Here is an 18,783-nt window from a genome sequence, read left to right as displayed (position 1 = left end):
AATCTGCATCTCCGCAATCATCCGTTCTCTAAGACTTTTTTTTCATGACTAAATTTTTAATGAATAAATATTCAATCAAGTTACGAGCTTATTTCTTAACTACCGCCATAGGCGGTTTTTGTTCAACGGTGGCGCTAAGTTTTAGTTGCCGATTGCGGGTTGATTTCCTGTCGAGCCCCACTGATGTTGTTGCGGGGTAAGTGGCTGGAATTCAGAAGAAACGGCAATTAAATTTAGCGCGTGTGTGTGCCTTGAATGATAAATTTAGTAAAAGTTCTTTTATGTAGTTAATTTTTATGAAAGAAAGCCCAGAGGGTGCAAGTCCCTTATGCATTGGGGTGACTCTCAGAAGCATTAGTAAGTCACAAGCTGGTTTATGTTATCCCAATCTATTTTATCATTGGATATTGGGTTATCAGTTGACCTAAAATTGAATTGACTGCATCATTAAGAACCGTATGAATTGAGAGATTTATTGCCTGTCCCGATTTTTTTCAGGATACGGTTCTGTGAGAAGTTAGGGGTGAATTGAAAATCGACGAAGTCAAATTCCCCTGGCTTACTCGACTGTGCTTTCGTGCTATATTATCTCGATCTCTTGCAAATATAAGATTGATAAATTTATAGAGATTCTCGGTTGGTGAATTGCAATAGTGACTTTCATTTTTGATTTATGGAAAAGCACCGTGGCTAACTTTACTTCCTCTGTTTTTTTGTATTGTATGGCTCACAACCTGAGGTGGTTAATCTGTTTAAGTAGTAGTAGCTGATATAGGAAAAGTAGTAATAGTTGCTAAAAAAGGCTTATTCTTTGATTAACTTGCCTACGTTTTCATATTGATCAAACTTAATGCGATAGATATAAACCCCTTTTATTAATGCTCTTATATCTATACTTTCAGCTTTATTTATGGTCGACGAGATTATTTTTTTTCCGTTAATATCATATAATTCAAACAATGCCTGGATAAATTCACTTGGGTAATTTATGTGTATGCTTTCCTTAGCTGGATTCGGATATATGCTTATGTTTTCCGATAAAATGTCATGACTTTCGATTCCTGTTACAACTATTGGGGAATAATAAAATTCCATCTCTCTGTATTGTTCTTCTTGTTTTGTATCATAATTGTATTGGCTTAGGCTTGTGTTTAAAAGCTTATGATGAAACTTTAACTCCTGATGATTGAAATAATTTGGCAATAAAATATCACTAAACATTAAAGAAAAATCGAATTCATATGTTTCCCACATAATCTCATGTTGAAGAAAGCCATCCTCCTTACGAGGTTTAATAACCACATTAGCATATTTTTTCAAATCATCATCATCATCATAACTATACCCCTTTCTATTTGTCAATTTCCAATTATCTTCACTTGAAATGTCCCATTCGTAGCTTGATAAATTGATTAAGCGCCATTGCAAATCATATAAATACCAATCCTTTTTACTCGGTATCCACTGATTCGTATTGCTATCCCAATTTGAATAAAAAATATAATGTAGTTCTTTGTCATTTATATACTCGTAATCAACCTTCTCTTGTAATTTCCATTCCTGCGAATTGGCATACCACCAATATAAACTGTCTGTTAAAGGTTTTCCTTGAGCATTATAACTATAATCACATCTTTCTGTTAATAACCAATTTTCTAAATCATATTTCCACTTATAGCTGAGCATTTGAATCAATTCATTGTTTTGGTTGTACGAATAGACCCATTTTCTTTCTTCCTTCCAGTGGTCATTTGACCAAATAAATTGGGTATTCACCACACTGTTTCCTATCTCATCGTATTGCGATTCCTCTTTTATGAGGTTTGTCCAATTGCTGTCACCAGCATTCCAAGCCGAGTAAACCCATAATATCTCATTGAAATTTTCATCGTATACATAAGTCGTTTTTATGAATTTCTTATTCCACGTGCCTGTCCCTTCATCGTAATTGTACTCAATAATACTATCTAATTTTTCTTTATAGAGATGGTTTGTTTTTAAGTTTTGTTGACCGACTCTACTTGTAGGATTATAGAACTCTCCAAACTCTTGAATTGAATATTGATTTAACACTGAATTAGGCATTTCTTGCCCTAAAGCTGATAAACCGAAACAAGAAATAATAATTAAAAATAAATACTGTCTTTTCATTCTAATATTTTTATGCATTCACAAAATAATAGAATGTTGTACGAAGTGAAGTTGCCTCAGGATAACTTATTCCGATTTTTTGTTTCTAAAAAAAATATTCTTTTCCTTACTGTATTGTTGTGGTGTCATATTTAAGTAGCTGGCTATGTATTTATCTGGTGTATCTTTCAGAATCCAGTTAGCCCTTTCTACTATTTCATGAAAAAGTGAGAAGCGTTTTGACGGGTTTCGATATTGTAACACAATCATTCTATTTTCGCGATCGAGAAGAATTCTTTCATATACTTTAAACATGAGATAACTGAATTCATGGCTGTTTTGTGTCAGAATTTCTAAATCACGCTTGTCAATAGAGACAATTTCCAGATCGGTTATAGCTTCATGCACTTCAAGTGATGGCGATCCGTCAATGTAACTTTTAAGACTATTAAAACTCAATCCTTTTGGTGTAATATTTATGGTCTTAGACTCACCTTCGTCAAAAATATATTGGTGTACGACACCCTTTAACACAATACTGGCCTTAGTTTCAAGCTCTCCGATTTTCAAAATGGATTCTCCTTTTTTGTAAGAGTATTTTGTAAAATATTTACTCATTTCCTCAAATGTTTCATCGGTAAGCTGGCTGGCCGGCTTAAAAAATGCATGCAATAATTCAATATCATGTGAACTTAGGTTATTCATACTTTCTATAATTCTCTTTGGTGCATGAAGAACACGTAAAAGTGTTTTATCCATTTGTTTTTTACTGTCGCCCCTTAAAAGTAAGCATAAAATAAAAACAGGAAACCAGTCCCGCTTATCCGGTATCAGTATAAATAGTAAAGAAAGGTCTTGTTTGCAGGTGTTTGAGGCTTTTATTCAAAAACAAAAGGTTTCACAACTTGTGAAACCCTTAGCAGGTGGTTTTTACACCAATTCGGTATCTGCCACGTTTGTTTTTTTTGCGGCGTTTTACCAACTCATTGTTTTTATCGATTAATTCGGCCATGGTTTTGGCAGTAGCTTCGTAGGTAGCTGGATTTACTTTTACCATGGTATTTATATAGCCCACCAAGTTTTCGTTGATTTCTTTAATGCTTTCTCTCTTCAACCTACTGGCTGAAGCCAAATCTTTCTTCACGCTTTTAGCATGCAGCTGTGGTTTTACTCGAAACCTGCTGTGCTTTTGGTCAAAACCTGCTGTGGTATTACTCGAAACCACACGTGCTTTTGGATGAAACTACACGTGGTTTGCATCGAAACCTGCTGTGGTTTTCTGAAAATATCAGATTTTGTTAAATCCAGCTTCTTTTATTGCTTTTATGGGGTGTTTGTAAAGAAAAAATCCAGGGCAGAAGCCCGGGATATTTCCGATATGTTTCTTGAATTGTTATTTCAATTTGGCTGTAATCTTTTTATCTGAAAAAAGTTCCTGTCGCTGTGTCGGGAGCATTTCGCCGGTCGGCAGCTTTTTTAATTACCTCTTCTTTTTCTTGGTTGGTGTACAGCGACCAGTTCCCTATTTCTTCAGTTGTTCTTCTGCATCCAAAGCACACGCCGTTGCTGTCTTGCCGGCAAATGCTAATGCATGGTGATTGTATATCTTCCATATTCGTTAAATCAATTTATTGTTATTTAATAACTATTACTTGTTTAATAAACTTCCATACCAAAAATTAGAAGTTTTTAGCTAATAGCCCTTGGCTAAAAGCTATTTAAAATAGCAGGAAATATAAAATTTGGAATGCGATTCATCCAAAAAGAAAGTAAAATCGCACATGCTATTTAAATTGAATACAAATAAAGATAAAGTTATCTGTTTTTCAAAATGGAGACAAAGATGATTGCGATTTTTTATGATTTCTGCAGATGATTTTACTTCGTGGAAATCTGTGAATTTTTATCAAATGAAAAATCCCGAACTGCGAAGTCCGGGATTTTCTCTAACCCTAATTACTAACCTAAATCTAATCTATGAAAAAAAATTATCTGTTTTCTACATTACAAATGTAGTGTGTAGGAATGCTAAAAGGATTGAATTAAAGTTAAGGAAGCTTAAAAATTCATTTGTTTATTTTCTTTTTTGATTTCCCCGGTTTAAACACTGAAATAAAAATGGTAAGAATCAGTGTGCCATTCATGCAAATGCCCATTAATGTTTGCGATTTATCATACCATTGGTATTCGGTATTGCTAAGCGCAGTCAGGCCAAGCTCACCTGATATTCTCACCATTTCGGCAATCCATGGACCGGAATATAGAGTACCCAGTATGATTATCAGCAAAGTGATTATCCATTTAAATATCAACCAGCCGTGTTGAAAGTAGCCCCATTTTGTAAATTGGGAATAAATCCATCCGGTAAGTAAGCTTACGATTGCTGATGGAACCAGAATCTTCATATCAATAAAATGGATGATTTTATTGATTAAATGCAATTGATCTCCGGTTTGTAATTCGTTGCGCATAAAATGTAAAAGGAACATGGTTAATCCGGTTGTTACCCATATTCCTGCGGCTAAAAGATGAATAGATTTAAGCCATTTCTTTTGGGTGATTGATAATTGCTGCATATTCTTTACTTTAGAAATTTATCTGTGTTTAGAATGATTTTTTTAAGATTTTCTATCATTATCTTTTTCGTTGAATCATCAATTCCTTCTAAAGCAATACTGGTTGATTCAAAGGCACATTGATGAAGTTGTTTGGTTAAATCTTTGCCTTCAGGAGTAATGAAAAGTTTGAATATTCTTTTGTCAATGTCATCTCTTCGTTTTTCTACAAAACCTGCAGCTTCAAGCTTTTGAGTCATTCTGCTCATATTGGCGAAATCTTTGTATGTGAGTTCGCTTAATTCACCTATTGTCATCCCATCCGATTCTGTCAAATGATATAAAATAGTCCATTGTTCAGGGGTAATACTGAGTTTGTTTCGGCTTAATATTTTAAAGAAGACTCTCTTTATCATGATTGCGCTAATGGCAATATGGTGGTTTACAGATTTTTCTAAGTCTATTTTGTTCATAGTAAATGTATTTGTCATGACAAATATATAAATTAATTGTCACGACAAGTATTTTGTGTGAGAATTTGTTCCATTTTAAATGTTAGGAATGGTAGGAGTCGGATAGGGTCAAAAAAAAATCCCGAACCGCGAAGTCCGGGATTTTCTCTAACCCTAATTACTAACCTAAATCTAATCTATATGAAAAAACATTTTCTGTTTTGTACACTACAAATGTAGGGCATAGGAATGCAAAAAGGATTGAATTAAAGTTAATTAAACTTAAAAAGTTATTGATTTATTTTGTATTTGCATTTTTCAGATAAGCCTGAACGTATCGTATTTCGGAGTAGGAGTAATCAGAACCAAGTTCTTGTTTGCATTCATTCAGGCTTTCAACACCCTCTTTTTCAAGTTGTTTTTTAATTTTTTTGATCTTTTTTTTCTCCACAAATTTATCGAGAGGCAGCATTCCCAAGCCAACGTAATGTGCCAGATGTTTATCTATTGTTGCAACGGTAAGATCTCTGAAAGCCGAAATTTCACGCACTGTTCGGCCATCTTTATACAATTCCAGACTTATCTCTTTCGTATCTTGTTTGTTACCGGGTTTTATTATTTTTTTTGGTTCAGCCGATGTGAAATTCAACAGACCCAGATTTTGCCCCTGGCGGTATTCTGTAACCATTTTGATTACATCTGCGCCGTAATGTTCAATTTTCTTCTTTCCAAAGCCTTTCACATCCTTTAATTGATCTGTAGTGTAGGGCAGATTATTGGCAATATCAACCAGACTTTGCTGCGAGGCGATGTAATAAACCGGAGCGTTTATTTTATCGGCCATATTCTTTCTCCATTTCTTTAGTATTCGAAACAAATTGGGATGTTTTACGTTTTCATCAACCACTTCCTTAGGGCTTTTTAAACGGAAGTTTTGTTTTTCGAAATGAGCTTTGGCGCGCACAGTTTGGTAGTTGGCAGTATCGAATTTTTTCAAACACGATTTTAAACTAACAAGCTTAACGCTTAGCTTTTCATTCAACTGTTTCAAATGCCCCTCAATTACTTTCTTTATACTTTGATTATCGGTATCGAAACTAAAATCTTTCAGAATGGATTGCAGGTGTTCCTCCAGTTTTCCCACGAAATAGGCCGAAGCTTTGCTGATTCTTTCCTGCGCCTCTTTGTTTTCATGCAGGTTCTGATTATCGGTACAATACCGTTTTACCGATGGAATAAATTTTTCACCAACCACCAGAATTTCAGGGCCAAGAAATGGAAGGGCAGCATTCATTTTATCAGCTAAATTGCCCTGAATACTGTTTCTGTTTTCCTGCAAATGCTTGTTGCAGTAATTGCAGATTCGGTAGATATCATGAAAAGAAAACAGTTCTTCGAGAAGCTGAAACTGATACTTACGAATGGAATTCTCCAGATTTTCTTCCCCCGGAGGGTTGGCTTCCATATTTTGTGTGAATTTAGATACGGCGTTGTCGCAGATGATTCCCGATTTACTTAGCGTTGATTTAAGAACCAATCCTTCCAGCGACTTGCATCGACTCAAGGCCACGTAAACCTGTCCGTGTGCAAAGGCTGCATTGGCATCAATCACTGCTCTTTCAAAAGTCAGTCCCTGACTTTTATGAATGGTAATTGCCCAGGCCAGCTTCAATGGGAACTGCGAAAAACCACCCGAAATTGTTTCTTCAATTTCTTTGCTTTCCGGGTTGATGCTGTAATTGATGTTGTGCCAGTCTTCAGGATACACATCAATTTCGAAATTGTCTGTCTCACATTTTACATGAATTACATCATCGCCAAAACCGGTAACCGTTCCTATTTTGCCGTTAAAATAGAGCTTTTCGGGCGAGCTGTCGTTTTTTACAAACATCACCTGTGCACCTGTTTTAAGCTGCAGCTGCTCTTCGGTAGGAAAGGAGTATTCGGGAAATATGCCTGTAATGTTCGCCATAAATTGCTGCGGTTTTCCCTTTAGTTGCTTTAGTTTTTCTTCGTTTATTTTCTGAGCCCGGGCATTGTGTGTTGTTAGAGTGATATAACCATCCTTATCGGAGGGTTTAAAATCGGGCAAATATCTTTTTTCCAATTCGGTATAGGATTCCTGCGAGAGTTGGTTGTTCCTTATTTCATTCAGAATTTTAATGAAGCTTTCGTCTTTTTGACGGTAAACATGTGTGAGTTCGATACTAATGTGCTGCGATTGCAGAAATGCACGACTGCTAAAAAAGAAAGGAGTTTCGTAATGATTCCGAAGCAGACTCCATTCTTCATTTTTTACCACAGGAGGCAATTGCTGCAAATCGCCGATCATTAAAACCTGAACACCACCAAAAGGCAGATTTCTGTTTTTAAATTTGCGAAGCACTTCATCAATGCCATCCAGCAAATCGGCGCGAACCATACTAATTTCATCAATAATCAGCAGGTCGAGAGATTTTATAATATCGATTTTTTCTTTTCGGTATTTCCGGATGGGCGAATTGGATTCGGTTTTGGGGTTTTTATCTTCGTTTAAGATTTGCCCTGGCATTATGGGGCCAAAAGGCAGCTGAAAAAAGGAATGAATGGTTACACCACCTGCATTAATGGCCGCCACACCGGTGGGTGCAACAACTACCATTCGTTTGGGCAGTTCCTCTTTTAACTGGCGCAAAAAGGTAGTTTTTCCGGTGCCGGCTTTACCCGTTAAAAAAATTGTAGTGTTTGTGAATCGTACAAACTTGTGAGCCAGATCCAGTTGTGAATTGCTTTCCATTTTGTAAACATCTGTTTTTTGAGAAACTAAAAATACAAAATGTTAACGGGATACGAATGGAAATTTATGTAAGATCCGATAATTATACTATCTGGAGGTTAACTTATTTCAATAATTCTGTTTTTTACTGCATACATTACCAGCGAAGTTGAATTTTTACAAGCAGTTTTACTCAGTAAGTTAGATCGGTGGCGGTCAACCGTTCTTTGGCTGATAAATAATACCTCAGCAATTTCAGCATTGCTGCATCCATCACAAATTAGTTTTAAAACTTCCAATTCCCGTTGGGATAATTTTACGGTTTCAGTTCTTAATTTGTGCAGTCTTTTCTGATCAAGAATATCAACCAAAAGTTCTTGAGAGAAGTAACTTTTCCCAGCCATAACTGCCTCAAGTGCTGATATCAGTTCATCGGCATCGGAGTTTTTAAGTAGGAAACCTTTAACGCCGGCATCTAACATCTGATCGTAGTATTCCTCTTCTCCATGCATGGACAGAACAATTATTTTCATATCAGGAAATTTTTCAAGAGCTATTCGTGTGGCTTCAATTCCATTCATTTCCGGCATGTTAATGTCCATTAAGGCAATGTCGATTGGAATAGTATCTGCCATTTCAAGAAATTCTTTTCCGTTCGAAGCTTCCCCTACAATGTTGATGTTGGGAACACTATTCAAAAGAAACCGCAATCCACTTCTAAACATTTTGTGGTCGTCTACAATCATTACCCTGTACTCACTCATGCTCTTTAATTTTACAGATTAATTTCTACTACTGCCATCATGCCGCCACGTTTTGGGTGGCTTTTTATTTTGTGCGAACCGTTTAACGACTTAATCCTGCTAAATACATTATACAATCCCATTCCCGCTGATGTTCCGGCATTGATCTCCTTGGCATCAAAACCAATTCCGTCGTCAATATAGATAAGAGAAACTAAATTTTCTTCTCTTGACAAGTTTATTTCAATATTTGTTGCCTTAGCGTGTTTAATTGTATTGTTAATTAATTCGCTTACTACCCTAAAAATAACGACTTCAACCTGATGGTTGATTCTCTCGTTCATATTTTCAGCATAAAAACTAATGCTGATGGCCTGCGATAAATTGATTTTGTTGGTGAAAGAACGAATGGCTTTTTCCAATCCGAAATCGTTCAAAATATGCGGGCTCAGGTTGTTCGAAATTTCTTTGATGCTTACCAACGCTTCATTTACCGCTTCAACAGAAGCTTTTATAATGTTCTTTTTCTCTGCTTCCGATTCAAATTTATTTATGGATGACAGATACAGGTTGATGCTGGAAAGCAGTGGCCCAATAGAATCATGCAAATCGGTAGCGAATCGTTTTCGTTCACTTTCTTCTGTGTTGATTACTGCATTTAGAATTTTTCGTTCGGTTTTCTGGCGTTCACTAATATCATTTATCAAAGATAAAATCAGTTTACTGTCTTCCAGTTCAATTAAGCTTAAGTGAATTTCAACAGGAAAGCTGCTGCCGTCTTTTCTTTTTTGCACCGACTCAAAAGAAAGAGAAGGGTAGGAGGCATTTAATTTTCTCCAATAAGTATGAAGTTCGGAACTGCTGTGCATGGAATCTATTTCGCTGTAATTTAGTGTTAGGATTTCGTCAGCAGAATAGCCCAGCCAATTGCAGGCAGCTGAGTTGGCATCCAGAATATGGCCGTCAGTATTGTAAATTAATATTCCATCTGATGCCTGCTCAATTAAGGAACGCCATCTTTTTTCTGATACTCTCAACTTCCTTTCTTCGCTTTTTATTGTTTCTTCGGCTTCTTTTCGTTGGGTGATATTAATAAGTGTACCAACTATGTTTAAAGGTTTTCCATTTTGGTCATAATCAAGAATTTGTCCTTTTGCTTTGAACCACATCCAGTCTTTAGTGTTTGTGAAAATTCTGAATTCGACAATAAACAATGCGCTATAGCCCAATTTGTTTTGCCGGTGTTTTTGTTTGATGATGATTAAATCCTCCGGATGAATAATTTTGCAGAGAAGATCTTTTGTGTTTGAAATGGTGACAGATTTATAACCCAGTTTATCCCAGATGATCTTACTAATGTAGGTTTGATCGTTTGCGAAATTATGCTCCCAAACACCATCCGAATTTGCATCCAGCATTCGAAGAAGCCTGTCCCGGCTGCTTTTCAATTCCAGATTTGCTTCTTCTAAATTTTCGGTACGTACTTTAACCAGTTCCAGAAGATTGTGCCGGTGATCCTCCAGCTCCTGATTTTGCTTGATAATTTGTTCGGTTTGCAGCTCCAGTTTTTCGTTCGCAAACACAACTTCTTTTGTTCTGTCGGCTACTCTTCGGTCCAATTCTTCATTTTCCTGAATCAGTTTCTTTTCATTCTGCTCCCTTTTCAATTTCGAATATCGTAAAATGATTGCAATGATTAAGCCGAATATAATGATTACAAATAGTGATGTTTGGTACTGGGGAACAATAGGAGGTGGTTGATTGCTGATGATACTGCCTTTTGGAAGTTGTTTGGGGAGAATCCCAAAACGTTTCATTTGTTCAAAATCGAATTTGAAATTGTTGTATCCTGATTGTACAATTGGAATTTTATTGATCTCTTTCCCATTCAATACCTGAAGAGCAATTTTAGCGGCTAATTCTCCTTCTTTATATCCGCTTGTGAGCATTCCTCCAACAATACCCTCGTTAAAATAGAATTCCCAACTGCTATAGATTGGTAATTTTGTTGCCTCTCGTATAATTTCAATATTTTCCTGATAGGAAATAAAATTGCCTTCTTTATCGCGGCTAAAATTCAGGAGGTAAATAATGCTGTTGGGGTCAAGGTGTTTAACCTGATCAACCAGTTCATCAATGAGTAAATTCTCCAAAAAAACAAGTTCAACATCGGTATGTAAGTCAGGCCAAAAAGATTTAATGTTATTTCTGTTCAAGATTGCCGATTGAGTCTGATTGTCGTTAATCACAACTAATTTTGTTGCCTTAGGATGCAAACGCAAGGCAACTTCAATTGTTTTTCTGGAGTCAATTTCTTCGGTAACACCCGAAATGTGTTCGATCCCTTTCACCAGCTGATCGGAGAATTGATTGATAGAACAGAAAATTATTGGTGCGTTTTTAAAGAAATCAGTATAATAATCTCTTACAAAATCCAAGGCATTGTTGTCAGAAACAATGATGGCATCAAATTTATTTTTTAGATGCTTGAGGCCATAAAGATTCGCGAATTCTTTCAGATATTCTGGATTTGAATTCCGTTTTGTATCCATGTATTCAAACATCAGCTCAACATCGTCTTCACGACCCAAAACAGATTGTATCCCGGCACTTACATTATCGGTCCAATTCAATCCCTGATGGTAAGAATGCAAAACAAGTACTCTTTGTTTTCTTGCAGAAGTCTGAAATGCAAAAAGGAAAACGAAAAAAATCAGAAGGAGAGTCTTCCAACGAAGGTTACTTCTATTACTCATATTCAGTTTATACTTTTCCATCATAAAATGGTTATATCGGGCCAGTTTCAAAGGAAGGGTAAGATACAAAGGCTAAATATGATATGCTATGTTGTAAAATACCCAATTTTAGTCCCTAAACCTGATTTTTTTGTGCTTTCTTCTGAGGGTATTTTCCTGGTAATATTACATTTAGCAGGCTTTTTCCGATTAAGCCCAGAGCAACAGCAAATCCAAGCCCAATCAGACTAACCAGAAGTAAAAGGAGAAGAGCTTGCGAGTGCTTCATTGTAAACAGCAATATTCCTGATGTAAGCAGCAGGAGTACACTGTAAATGATTTTATTTCTTAACAGCGGAGGTTTCAGACTTTTAAACCGGGTAATTCCATCGATAATTCCTGTGACAAAGGCCAGCATTAGAGCAAGAGGTAAAAAGAGAATTAAAAATTCAGCAATGATGCGGACTTTTTCGGGATAGCAGCCGGGAAACAACCATAGAATTGCCAGCAGAAGAGGAATAAGTGCGATAAAAGTTTGGGAGATGTGGATTGCAATGGGATGTAAATCCAGATTTAGAATGAAAAGCCGATTTGGTGATACCCGTTCCCGATAGGATTCGAATACCTTGTCGGGCAAGCCGCAGGCCGGACAAACACCGTTTAATTTGTCTTTTTCCATTACATATCCGCAAGGACGACAACGTACCAATTCTTTCATAATTTTAAAGTTTTTGTCTTTATGAATCCATACAGTTATTTCCCAGTGTGCAGGAAGCTTTAATTATGGACGTTTCATGATTGTTTTTGCAACAAGTTACAGTATATTATAAAACCATAAAAAATACTTTGCATCTATTTGCACTAAAAATAAATACTAATAAACAATACTATTGTCCATAAAATTTGGTTTGATTATTTTTGGTTAAAATCATAAACAAACCAGCCCATTATATGAAAAACCTACTAACGCGCTTTCTGAAGAGTTCGAAACTATTTGAATTATTTATGATCTTTATTGGGATTACCTTCTCGATGCAATTCAATAACTGGAATGAAGAAAGAAAATTAAAACAATTGGAATTGGAGTTAATTAGTGATCTGTATGTTGATGTAACAGAGGATTATAATGACATCCAAAAGAATATAATAACAACAGAAAAATCATTTTTACGTCCTTTAAAATACTTAGATAGCTGTCTTACAACAATCCAACCAGTGAATCAATCTGATCTGAAGGATAAATTACAAATTAAAATGGGACGTTCTTCTATGTCTATGAATATTGGAGCCTACGAGAGTTTTAAACACCAGGGGATAGCATTAATGAAAAATAGCCGTTTAAAAATTAAATTGTTTGAATATTATGAATCCGGATTAAATCAGTTGAATCGTCAACGAGAGAGTCAATCTGAGTTTGGAGATAACTATATCATGCCTCTTTCGATAAAATATTGTGAGAACTTCTTTGAAATGCCCTATAGTAATTACCTTCTTCTGAGAAATAATCCTTCAGACAAAAGAGTTATAAATTATTGGGTTAGAATGTATGAATTCAATCAGTACATCAATAAAAAATTAATTCCCTTACAGGAAGATTTAAAGCTCGAAAAGGAAAAAGAACTCATTGCTAACGGCATTGATCCAAAGCTAATTTTGCAAGTAGCAGAGACATCAAAATCCTAAATAATGAAAGAGGCTGGATTATATAGAATCCTGCCTCTTTTACTGCAGTTTCTGTGTTAGTACAGCTTCTCCGCTTAGGATTTTTTTTGCAAGACTTTGTATGGTTCGCTTTTTTACAAGAACAGTATAATTTTTTCTTAATTCTGAAAAATCATCATGCAAAGGGCATTTGTTTTCATGATCACAACCCTTAAAACCAAAATTACAGCTGATAAAAGATTTTTCTCCATCAATTGCTGTAATAATTTTATAGAGTTGAAGATCTTCATGCTCTTTATCAAAGAAAAATCCGCCATTTCTTCCTTTCAAGCTTTTTATTAGATCGAATCGTGTTAGTACCTGCAATATTTTTGCAGTGAAATGTTCAGGTGATTCTATATTTTTTGCTATTTCCTTAAATCCCGGACGTTTTTCTTCCCAGTTTTGCAACTGGACATAAACCAGTGCACGAATTGCATATTCGGCAGTTTTTGAGAGCATAAATATTATGAATTGCTAGTACTTATTTAATTTTGACTTATAGAACAGAAACTAAAATTCAGAAAAAAGACAAGTAGGTCTTTTAATCGCTAAAGTAGATTAATATTTTAACAATTACAAAAGAGATGAAATAAGGGGAGTGGGATTACATAAGGTGTTTTGAGGGGAACAAATGAGGCAGAATCAATTTGATTCTGCCTCCTTTTTTATTTTTTCGTAGCTGTAAATAGTCTCAATACTAATTACTCACTACTTGATACTGTTTTTTTACAATCCCAATACGTTCATTCCCTGCTTAAATACAACATCTTTTGGAATGCCGGCACTGTTAATACGATCTAAATCTTTCTGAAGATCTTCACGAATAAAACCTCTTTCGGCAATCATTTGTTTTGCTGCTTCATAGTCACCATCACCCTGAACAATTAGAATTTGTTTTCCCAATTCATTCATAGCGGCTTTCATTTTCCCGAAATCAACTTTGTAAGTTCCTGTTTCTGCATTTCTTGTAAAGGCACCTTGCTCTTCGAAGAAATAGAAACGAATCATATTTGCTTTTCCGTGAGCACTGGCAGCACCAAAACGTACCGAACGGAAAATACCGGCCATAAAAGTAACATAGTTATCCATCAGTTTACCGGCATCCAGTTCGCCCCACTCAGCCATTTGTGTAATCATGTACAAACCAAGAATATCTGCTTTTCCTTCTTCAATAGAGGTATAAGTATCCTTCAATGCTTTGCGGACGCTTTCATGATCTTTTAAAGTGTATTTAATACCCAAACCGTGAGCTACTTCGTGAAACATTACATTCTCGAAGAAAGCATCAAAAGTTACATTCCTGCGTTGACTTTCGTCCATTAGTAAATCAGAAACAGGAACTAAAATTTTATCGAATTTAGCCTTCATTGCATTTTTTAACTGCAGTTTTCTTGATCCTTTTTGAGCGTGAACACGAGGATCGTTTGGCAGGTTAATAGCAATGTTCTTGCTGCCCGCGTTGCAATCGCCGGCATAGTAAATCACATCGTAAACATTCATATCCGCGTTGGCATTCGCTTTTTCTGCTTTGTACTCGGCAGGAACAGGAAGACCTTCCTGCAGGCGGGGCAGTAATGAAGCGAATTTTGATAATTTTTCGCTCCAAACTTTGTCTTTCACCAAAATCTGACCCGAATGAGAAGCTTTGTATCCGTAAAGAGCATCTTCGTAGGTTTCGATAGGACCAACAACAAAATCCAGAGTGTTGGTTTTCATATCCATCCAAGCCAAATCAGAAGCCAGATAATCATCAGTAAGAAGAGCCGTAGAACGCAGCTCAAGATATTTTTTCAGACCAGCATCTTCAGCCAATTCAGAAGCTTTTAGTAACAAATCAGCAGCTTTTTTAATTTGTTCTTTGTAAACAACATGATAAGGAACTACTTTCAGTTCTCCGCTCTCGTCACGTTCAATTTTTGTATACCAATCGGTTTTCATTTCGTCCGGAATGGCATCAAATTCTTCTTGAGTCATGTCGCATGGATAGAAGTTTGCACCTTTAGGTTTTACTCCAAATCCGTCTATAAAAGGCAGGTTGTCGTTCAGACGATCCCAGGGGCCGTAATTTATTTTTGAATAAGCAACAGCTGCAGGATCAGTAAGCGTTCCTAAAAATTCTGCTTTGTCTCCAATTGCATCTTTCCAGAATAACTCTTCCATAATATCAGCAGCTTCCATTAAAACAGGAAGCATTTGTTTTTCGTTTTTGGTCAGTTTACTGATGTCTGTTGTAAGTTCAAATTCAGCGTACTGATCTACTAATTTTTGTATTGGAGAAACCTCAGTTTTTTTGGCTGGTTTCTCATTACAAGCAACAAAGCCTATACTAATGGCCAGCAACAGTGTAATTGAAGCGATTTTTTTCATTTTTGTGTGATATTTAAGTTAGAAAATGTTGTTTGGTTTTGATTTTTTCAACAATAAAATTGTTGAATTATTTTTACATTGCATGATCTTTTTGTTAATAATCAAAAATACAGCAAAGAATTGTTTTATCAAGATTTACCTGATAATAATTAACTTAAACAACCTAACAATTATAAAAATGAAGAACAGATTTTTAATTGCGGCCATTCTTGTATTTGGCCTGTTTCAAACATCTTCTGCTAAAAAAAAGGAAGAGGTAAAGAAAAGCTATCAGTTTACTATCGAAAAGCAATTGAAAGCAACACCGGTGAAAAATCAGTACCGATCCGGAACTTGTTGGTCTTTTGCAAGCATTTCATTTTTGGAATCGGAAATTATTCGGTTGGGAAAAGGAGAATTGGATCTTTCGGAGATGTTTATTGTGAACCGCAACTATCATTTGCGCGCAGCAGATTATGTCCGTTTTCACGGGATGAAAAGTTTTTCTTCCGGTGCTGAAGGCTGGGATGCTTTAAATGTGGTGAAGAAATATGGTCTGATTCCGCAATTGGCTTACTCAGGAAATACTTTTGATGAAACAATGCCCGTACATGGTGAGATGGATGAGGTTTTAAAAGCATATGTTGATGCTGTTGTAAAAAATAAGAACAAAAAAATTACTCCGGTTTGGATGAAAGGGTTTGATGGAATTCTAGATGCTTATTTAGGAGAGATTCCTGAGACTTTTATTTACAATACTAAAGAATACACGCCAATGTCTTTTGCAAAAGCGCAAGGCCTTAATATGGACGATTACGTAACAATTACTTCCTATACACATCATCCGTTTTACGAAAGCTTTATTTTCGAAGGACCGGATAACTGGTCGTTGGGGAAGGTGTACAATTTACCAATGGATGAAATGATGCAGGTTGTTGATAATGCCATTGAGAATGGATACAGTCTTGCCTGGGGAAGCGATGTTAGTGAAGATGGATTTGCATATCGTAAAGGTGTGGCTGTAGTTCCCGAAACCGAAGAAAAAAGCATGGACAATGCCGAAATCTCCAAATGGGAGAAAATGAGCAAGGATCAGAAAGCGGCATACGGAACAGAATATCCTGTGAAAGAAAAAGAAATAACTCAGGAAATGCGTCAAATTGCGTTTGATGATTACGAATCGACCGAAGATCATTTGATGCACATGGTGGGTACTGCGAAAGATCAAAACGGCAACAGGTATTACCTGATCAAAAACTCGTGGGGAACCGACAACAATCCTTACGATGGATATTTTTATGCATCGAAGGCATTTGTACAGTACAAAACCGTTGGATTGCTATTGCATAAAGATGCGATTCCTGCCGAGATTGCCAGGAAATTGGGATTGAAATAAAATCCAAATACTAAACGAAGTGGGCTTGGATGAAAATTCAAGCCCTTTTTTACGCAAAACACCTCCTCCCACATGGGAAGGAGGTGAAAAAAAGCAATGGAAACAAATTTCCATCACAAATGTCTTTTGAGCTTATCCAATTTTCGCTTTATCGGTCACTACATAGTATCTCGGATCATCAATATCTCTCAAAATAACGGTTCTAAAGTGATCATCGGCACGTTGCAGTAAAGTAATACAGTCTTCACTTAAGTGTTTCAATTTAATGGTTTTTCCTGCATTTTCATACTTCTGAACCAAATTGCTGATTGCTTCAATTCCCGAATGGTCGGCTACACGCGATTCGATAAAATCAATTTCTACCGATTCAGGATCATTTTCGACATCAAATTTGTTATTGAAAGTGGTAATGGAACCAAAAAACAGAGGTCCCCAGATTTCATATATTTTAGTACCATCTTCCCGAAACGATCTTCTTGCACGGATTCTACGGGCATTTTCCCAGGAAAAGGCAAGGGCACTTACAATAACACCAACCAGTACCGCAATGGCAAGATCGAAGATAACGGTTAGTCCGGATACAAGAACCAATACAAAGGCATCGGCTTTTGGTATTTTAAGTAATACATTAAAGGTTGACCAGGCAAATGTTCCGATAACCACCATAAACATTACTCCCACAAGTGCAGCGATTGGCACCATTTCGATATAAGGAGAGGCAAAAAGAATAAATACCAATAAGGTTGATGCCGCAATAATACCTGATAGTCTTCCTCGTCCGCCCGATTTTACATTAATCAGCGATTGACCAATCATGGCGCATCCACCCATTCCACCGAAAAATCCGGTAACGATATTTGCAGCTCCCTGAGCCATACATTCGCGGTTCCCGTTTCCACGGCTGTTGGTAATTTCATCCAGTAAATTCAAAGTCATTAGCGACTCAATAAGACCAATGGCAGCTAAAATTACCGCATAAGGAAGAATAAATGCAACGGTAGTCCAGTTGAAAGGAACCATTGCAAACAATTGGCTCTGGAAAGAAGGCAAGCCACCTTTAAGACCAGTACCGCCGCCATCCCGAATAAAGGATCCAACAGTGCTGACATCAAGATTCCCAAATATCACAATGGCCGATACAGTTAAAATAGCAACAAGGGCTGCAGGTATTTTACTTGTAATCTTTGGAAGAAGATACATGATACTCATGGTGAGAATAACCAAACCAACCATCGTATATAGAACTTTATCTGCTACCCAAAAAGCTTCACGGTTTATATGTAGGGTGTAGTCTGAGAAAGAAATTGCATCCCAATTAATTACCTGTGGAAACATTCCTAGCTGCGACATAAAAATAACAATTGCCAAACCATTTACAAACCCCATCATAACAGGGTGGGGAATGAGTCTGACGAATTTACCAAACTTGAAAACACCGGCTAAAAATTGTAGAACACCTGCCAGAATTATTGTTGCGAACAAATAGTTCAAACCCATATCCTGAACGGGATTAGCCATCGCCATTCCCAGATCATTTCCTTCTTTTACAAGGCTGACCAAAACAACTGCCATGGCACCTGTAGCTCCGGATATCATTCCCGGGCGACCACCAAAAACAGAAGTAATTAAACCAACCATAAAGGCGGCGTAAAGTCCAACTAAAGGATCAACACCAGCCACAAAGGCAAAGGCTACCGCTTCTGGTACCAACGCAAGAGCTACGGTTAATCCGGATAATATATCATCTTTTGAATTTGCTGCTTTCTTTCTAAAAAAATCTACCATATGTAATCATCAAAATTTTGAATAAGTCGGCAAAACTAGGCTTTTAATATTTAGGAATGCTGGTATTGGTGTATAGAATTCACTTTTATTTGAGCGAAAACGATTTATGTGCAGCTTAAGATGTTTCGGAAAGCTTGATTTCATTCTCATTTTCAATTTTGCACCATTAAATTGAAAATATA

Annotated in this window: 15 protein-coding genes; 2 read left to right on the top strand and 13 right to left on the bottom strand. The window is 36.5% G+C overall.

Translation table 11 applies throughout. The features are described from left to right. Window positions 1-804: 804 nt before the first annotated feature. The 10 genes from BZG01_RS13260 to BZG01_RS13205 form a co-directional block, all read right to left on the bottom strand. Window positions 805-2,151 (bottom strand): T9SS type A sorting domain-containing protein, encoded by a 1,347-nt coding sequence (locus BZG01_RS13260; protein WP_180327315.1) that lies wholly within the window; start codon window positions 2,149-2,151, stop codon window positions 805-807. Between the two features lie 66 nt (window positions 2,152-2,217). Next, window positions 2,218-2,889, bottom strand: a complete 672-nt coding sequence (locus BZG01_RS13255) for a Crp/Fnr family transcriptional regulator (RefSeq protein ID WP_101310321.1) — start codon at window positions 2,887-2,889, stop codon at window positions 2,218-2,220. Between the two features lie 157 nt (window positions 2,890-3,046). Continuing rightward, a complete protein-coding gene (locus BZG01_RS13250; protein WP_143470912.1) occupies window positions 3,047-3,274 on the bottom strand; it encodes a hypothetical protein in 228 nt (75 codons plus the stop codon). Between the two features lie 274 nt (window positions 3,275-3,548). Continuing rightward, the gene (locus tag BZG01_RS13240) at window positions 3,549-3,743 is read right to left on the bottom strand and encodes a DUF1289 domain-containing protein (protein WP_101310318.1); all 195 of its coding nucleotides are present in this window, start codon (window positions 3,741-3,743) and stop codon (window positions 3,549-3,551) included. Between the two features lie 453 nt (window positions 3,744-4,196). After that, window positions 4,197-4,706 (bottom strand): hypothetical protein, encoded by a 510-nt coding sequence (locus BZG01_RS13230; RefSeq protein ID WP_101310316.1) that lies wholly within the window; start codon window positions 4,704-4,706, stop codon window positions 4,197-4,199. A 5-nt stretch (window positions 4,707-4,711) separates the two neighbouring features. Further along, window positions 4,712-5,158, bottom strand: a complete 447-nt coding sequence (locus tag BZG01_RS13225) for a MarR family winged helix-turn-helix transcriptional regulator (RefSeq protein ID WP_180327314.1) — start codon at window positions 5,156-5,158, stop codon at window positions 4,712-4,714. Between the two features lie 277 nt (window positions 5,159-5,435). After that, window positions 5,436-7,913 (bottom strand): helix-turn-helix domain-containing protein, encoded by a 2,478-nt coding sequence (locus BZG01_RS22000; protein ID WP_101310314.1) that lies wholly within the window; start codon window positions 7,911-7,913, stop codon window positions 5,436-5,438. 98 nt (window positions 7,914-8,011) lie between these two features. Then, the gene (locus BZG01_RS13215) at window positions 8,012-8,656 is read right to left on the bottom strand and encodes a response regulator transcription factor (RefSeq protein ID WP_101310313.1); all 645 of its coding nucleotides are present in this window, start codon (window positions 8,654-8,656) and stop codon (window positions 8,012-8,014) included. 11 nt (window positions 8,657-8,667) lie between these two features. Beyond that, a complete protein-coding gene (locus BZG01_RS13210) occupies window positions 8,668-11,412 on the bottom strand; it encodes a sensor histidine kinase (protein WP_180327313.1) in 2,745 nt (914 codons plus the stop codon). A 94-nt stretch (window positions 11,413-11,506) separates the two neighbouring features. Then, window positions 11,507-12,088: a rubredoxin-like domain-containing protein gene (locus BZG01_RS13205; RefSeq protein ID WP_101310311.1), complete on the bottom strand. Its 582-nt coding sequence runs from the start codon at window positions 12,086-12,088 to the stop codon at window positions 11,507-11,509. Between the two features lie 233 nt (window positions 12,089-12,321). On the opposite strand from BZG01_RS13205, the gene BZG01_RS13200 reads away from it, so the two are divergent. Further along, complete coding sequence (locus BZG01_RS13200; protein ID WP_143470911.1) at window positions 12,322-13,053, top strand: hypothetical protein; 732 nt, start codon at window positions 12,322-12,324, stop codon at window positions 13,051-13,053. Window positions 13,054-13,092: 39 nt separating this feature from the next. On the opposite strand, the gene BZG01_RS13195 is transcribed toward BZG01_RS13200, so the two are convergent. After that, window positions 13,093-13,533, bottom strand: coding sequence for an RrF2 family transcriptional regulator (locus tag BZG01_RS13195; RefSeq protein WP_101310309.1), 441 nt, complete (start codon window positions 13,531-13,533; stop codon window positions 13,093-13,095). A 267-nt stretch (window positions 13,534-13,800) separates the two neighbouring features. Beyond that, a complete protein-coding gene (locus BZG01_RS13190) occupies window positions 13,801-15,441 on the bottom strand; it encodes a dipeptidyl-peptidase 3 family protein (RefSeq protein ID WP_101310308.1) in 1,641 nt (546 codons plus the stop codon). 178 nt (window positions 15,442-15,619) lie between these two features. On the opposite strand from BZG01_RS13190, the gene BZG01_RS13185 reads away from it, so the two are divergent. Beyond that, entirely contained in the window at window positions 15,620-16,816 is a 1,197-nt protein-coding gene (locus BZG01_RS13185; protein WP_101310324.1) for a C1 family peptidase, read from the top strand. A 132-nt stretch (window positions 16,817-16,948) separates the two neighbouring features. Here the strand turns inward: BZG01_RS13185 and BZG01_RS13180 are convergent, their stop codons facing one another. Then, window positions 16,949-18,601: a SulP family inorganic anion transporter gene (locus BZG01_RS13180; protein ID WP_101310307.1), complete on the bottom strand. Its 1,653-nt coding sequence runs from the start codon at window positions 18,599-18,601 to the stop codon at window positions 16,949-16,951. Window positions 18,602-18,783 lie beyond the last annotated feature (182 nt).

The organism is Labilibaculum manganireducens, assembly GCF_002843385.1.
In the GTDB taxonomy this organism is placed as follows: Bacteria; Bacteroidota; Bacteroidia; order Bacteroidales; family Marinifilaceae; genus Labilibaculum; species Labilibaculum manganireducens.
This window is presented reverse-complemented; position numbering and strand designations above follow the sequence as displayed.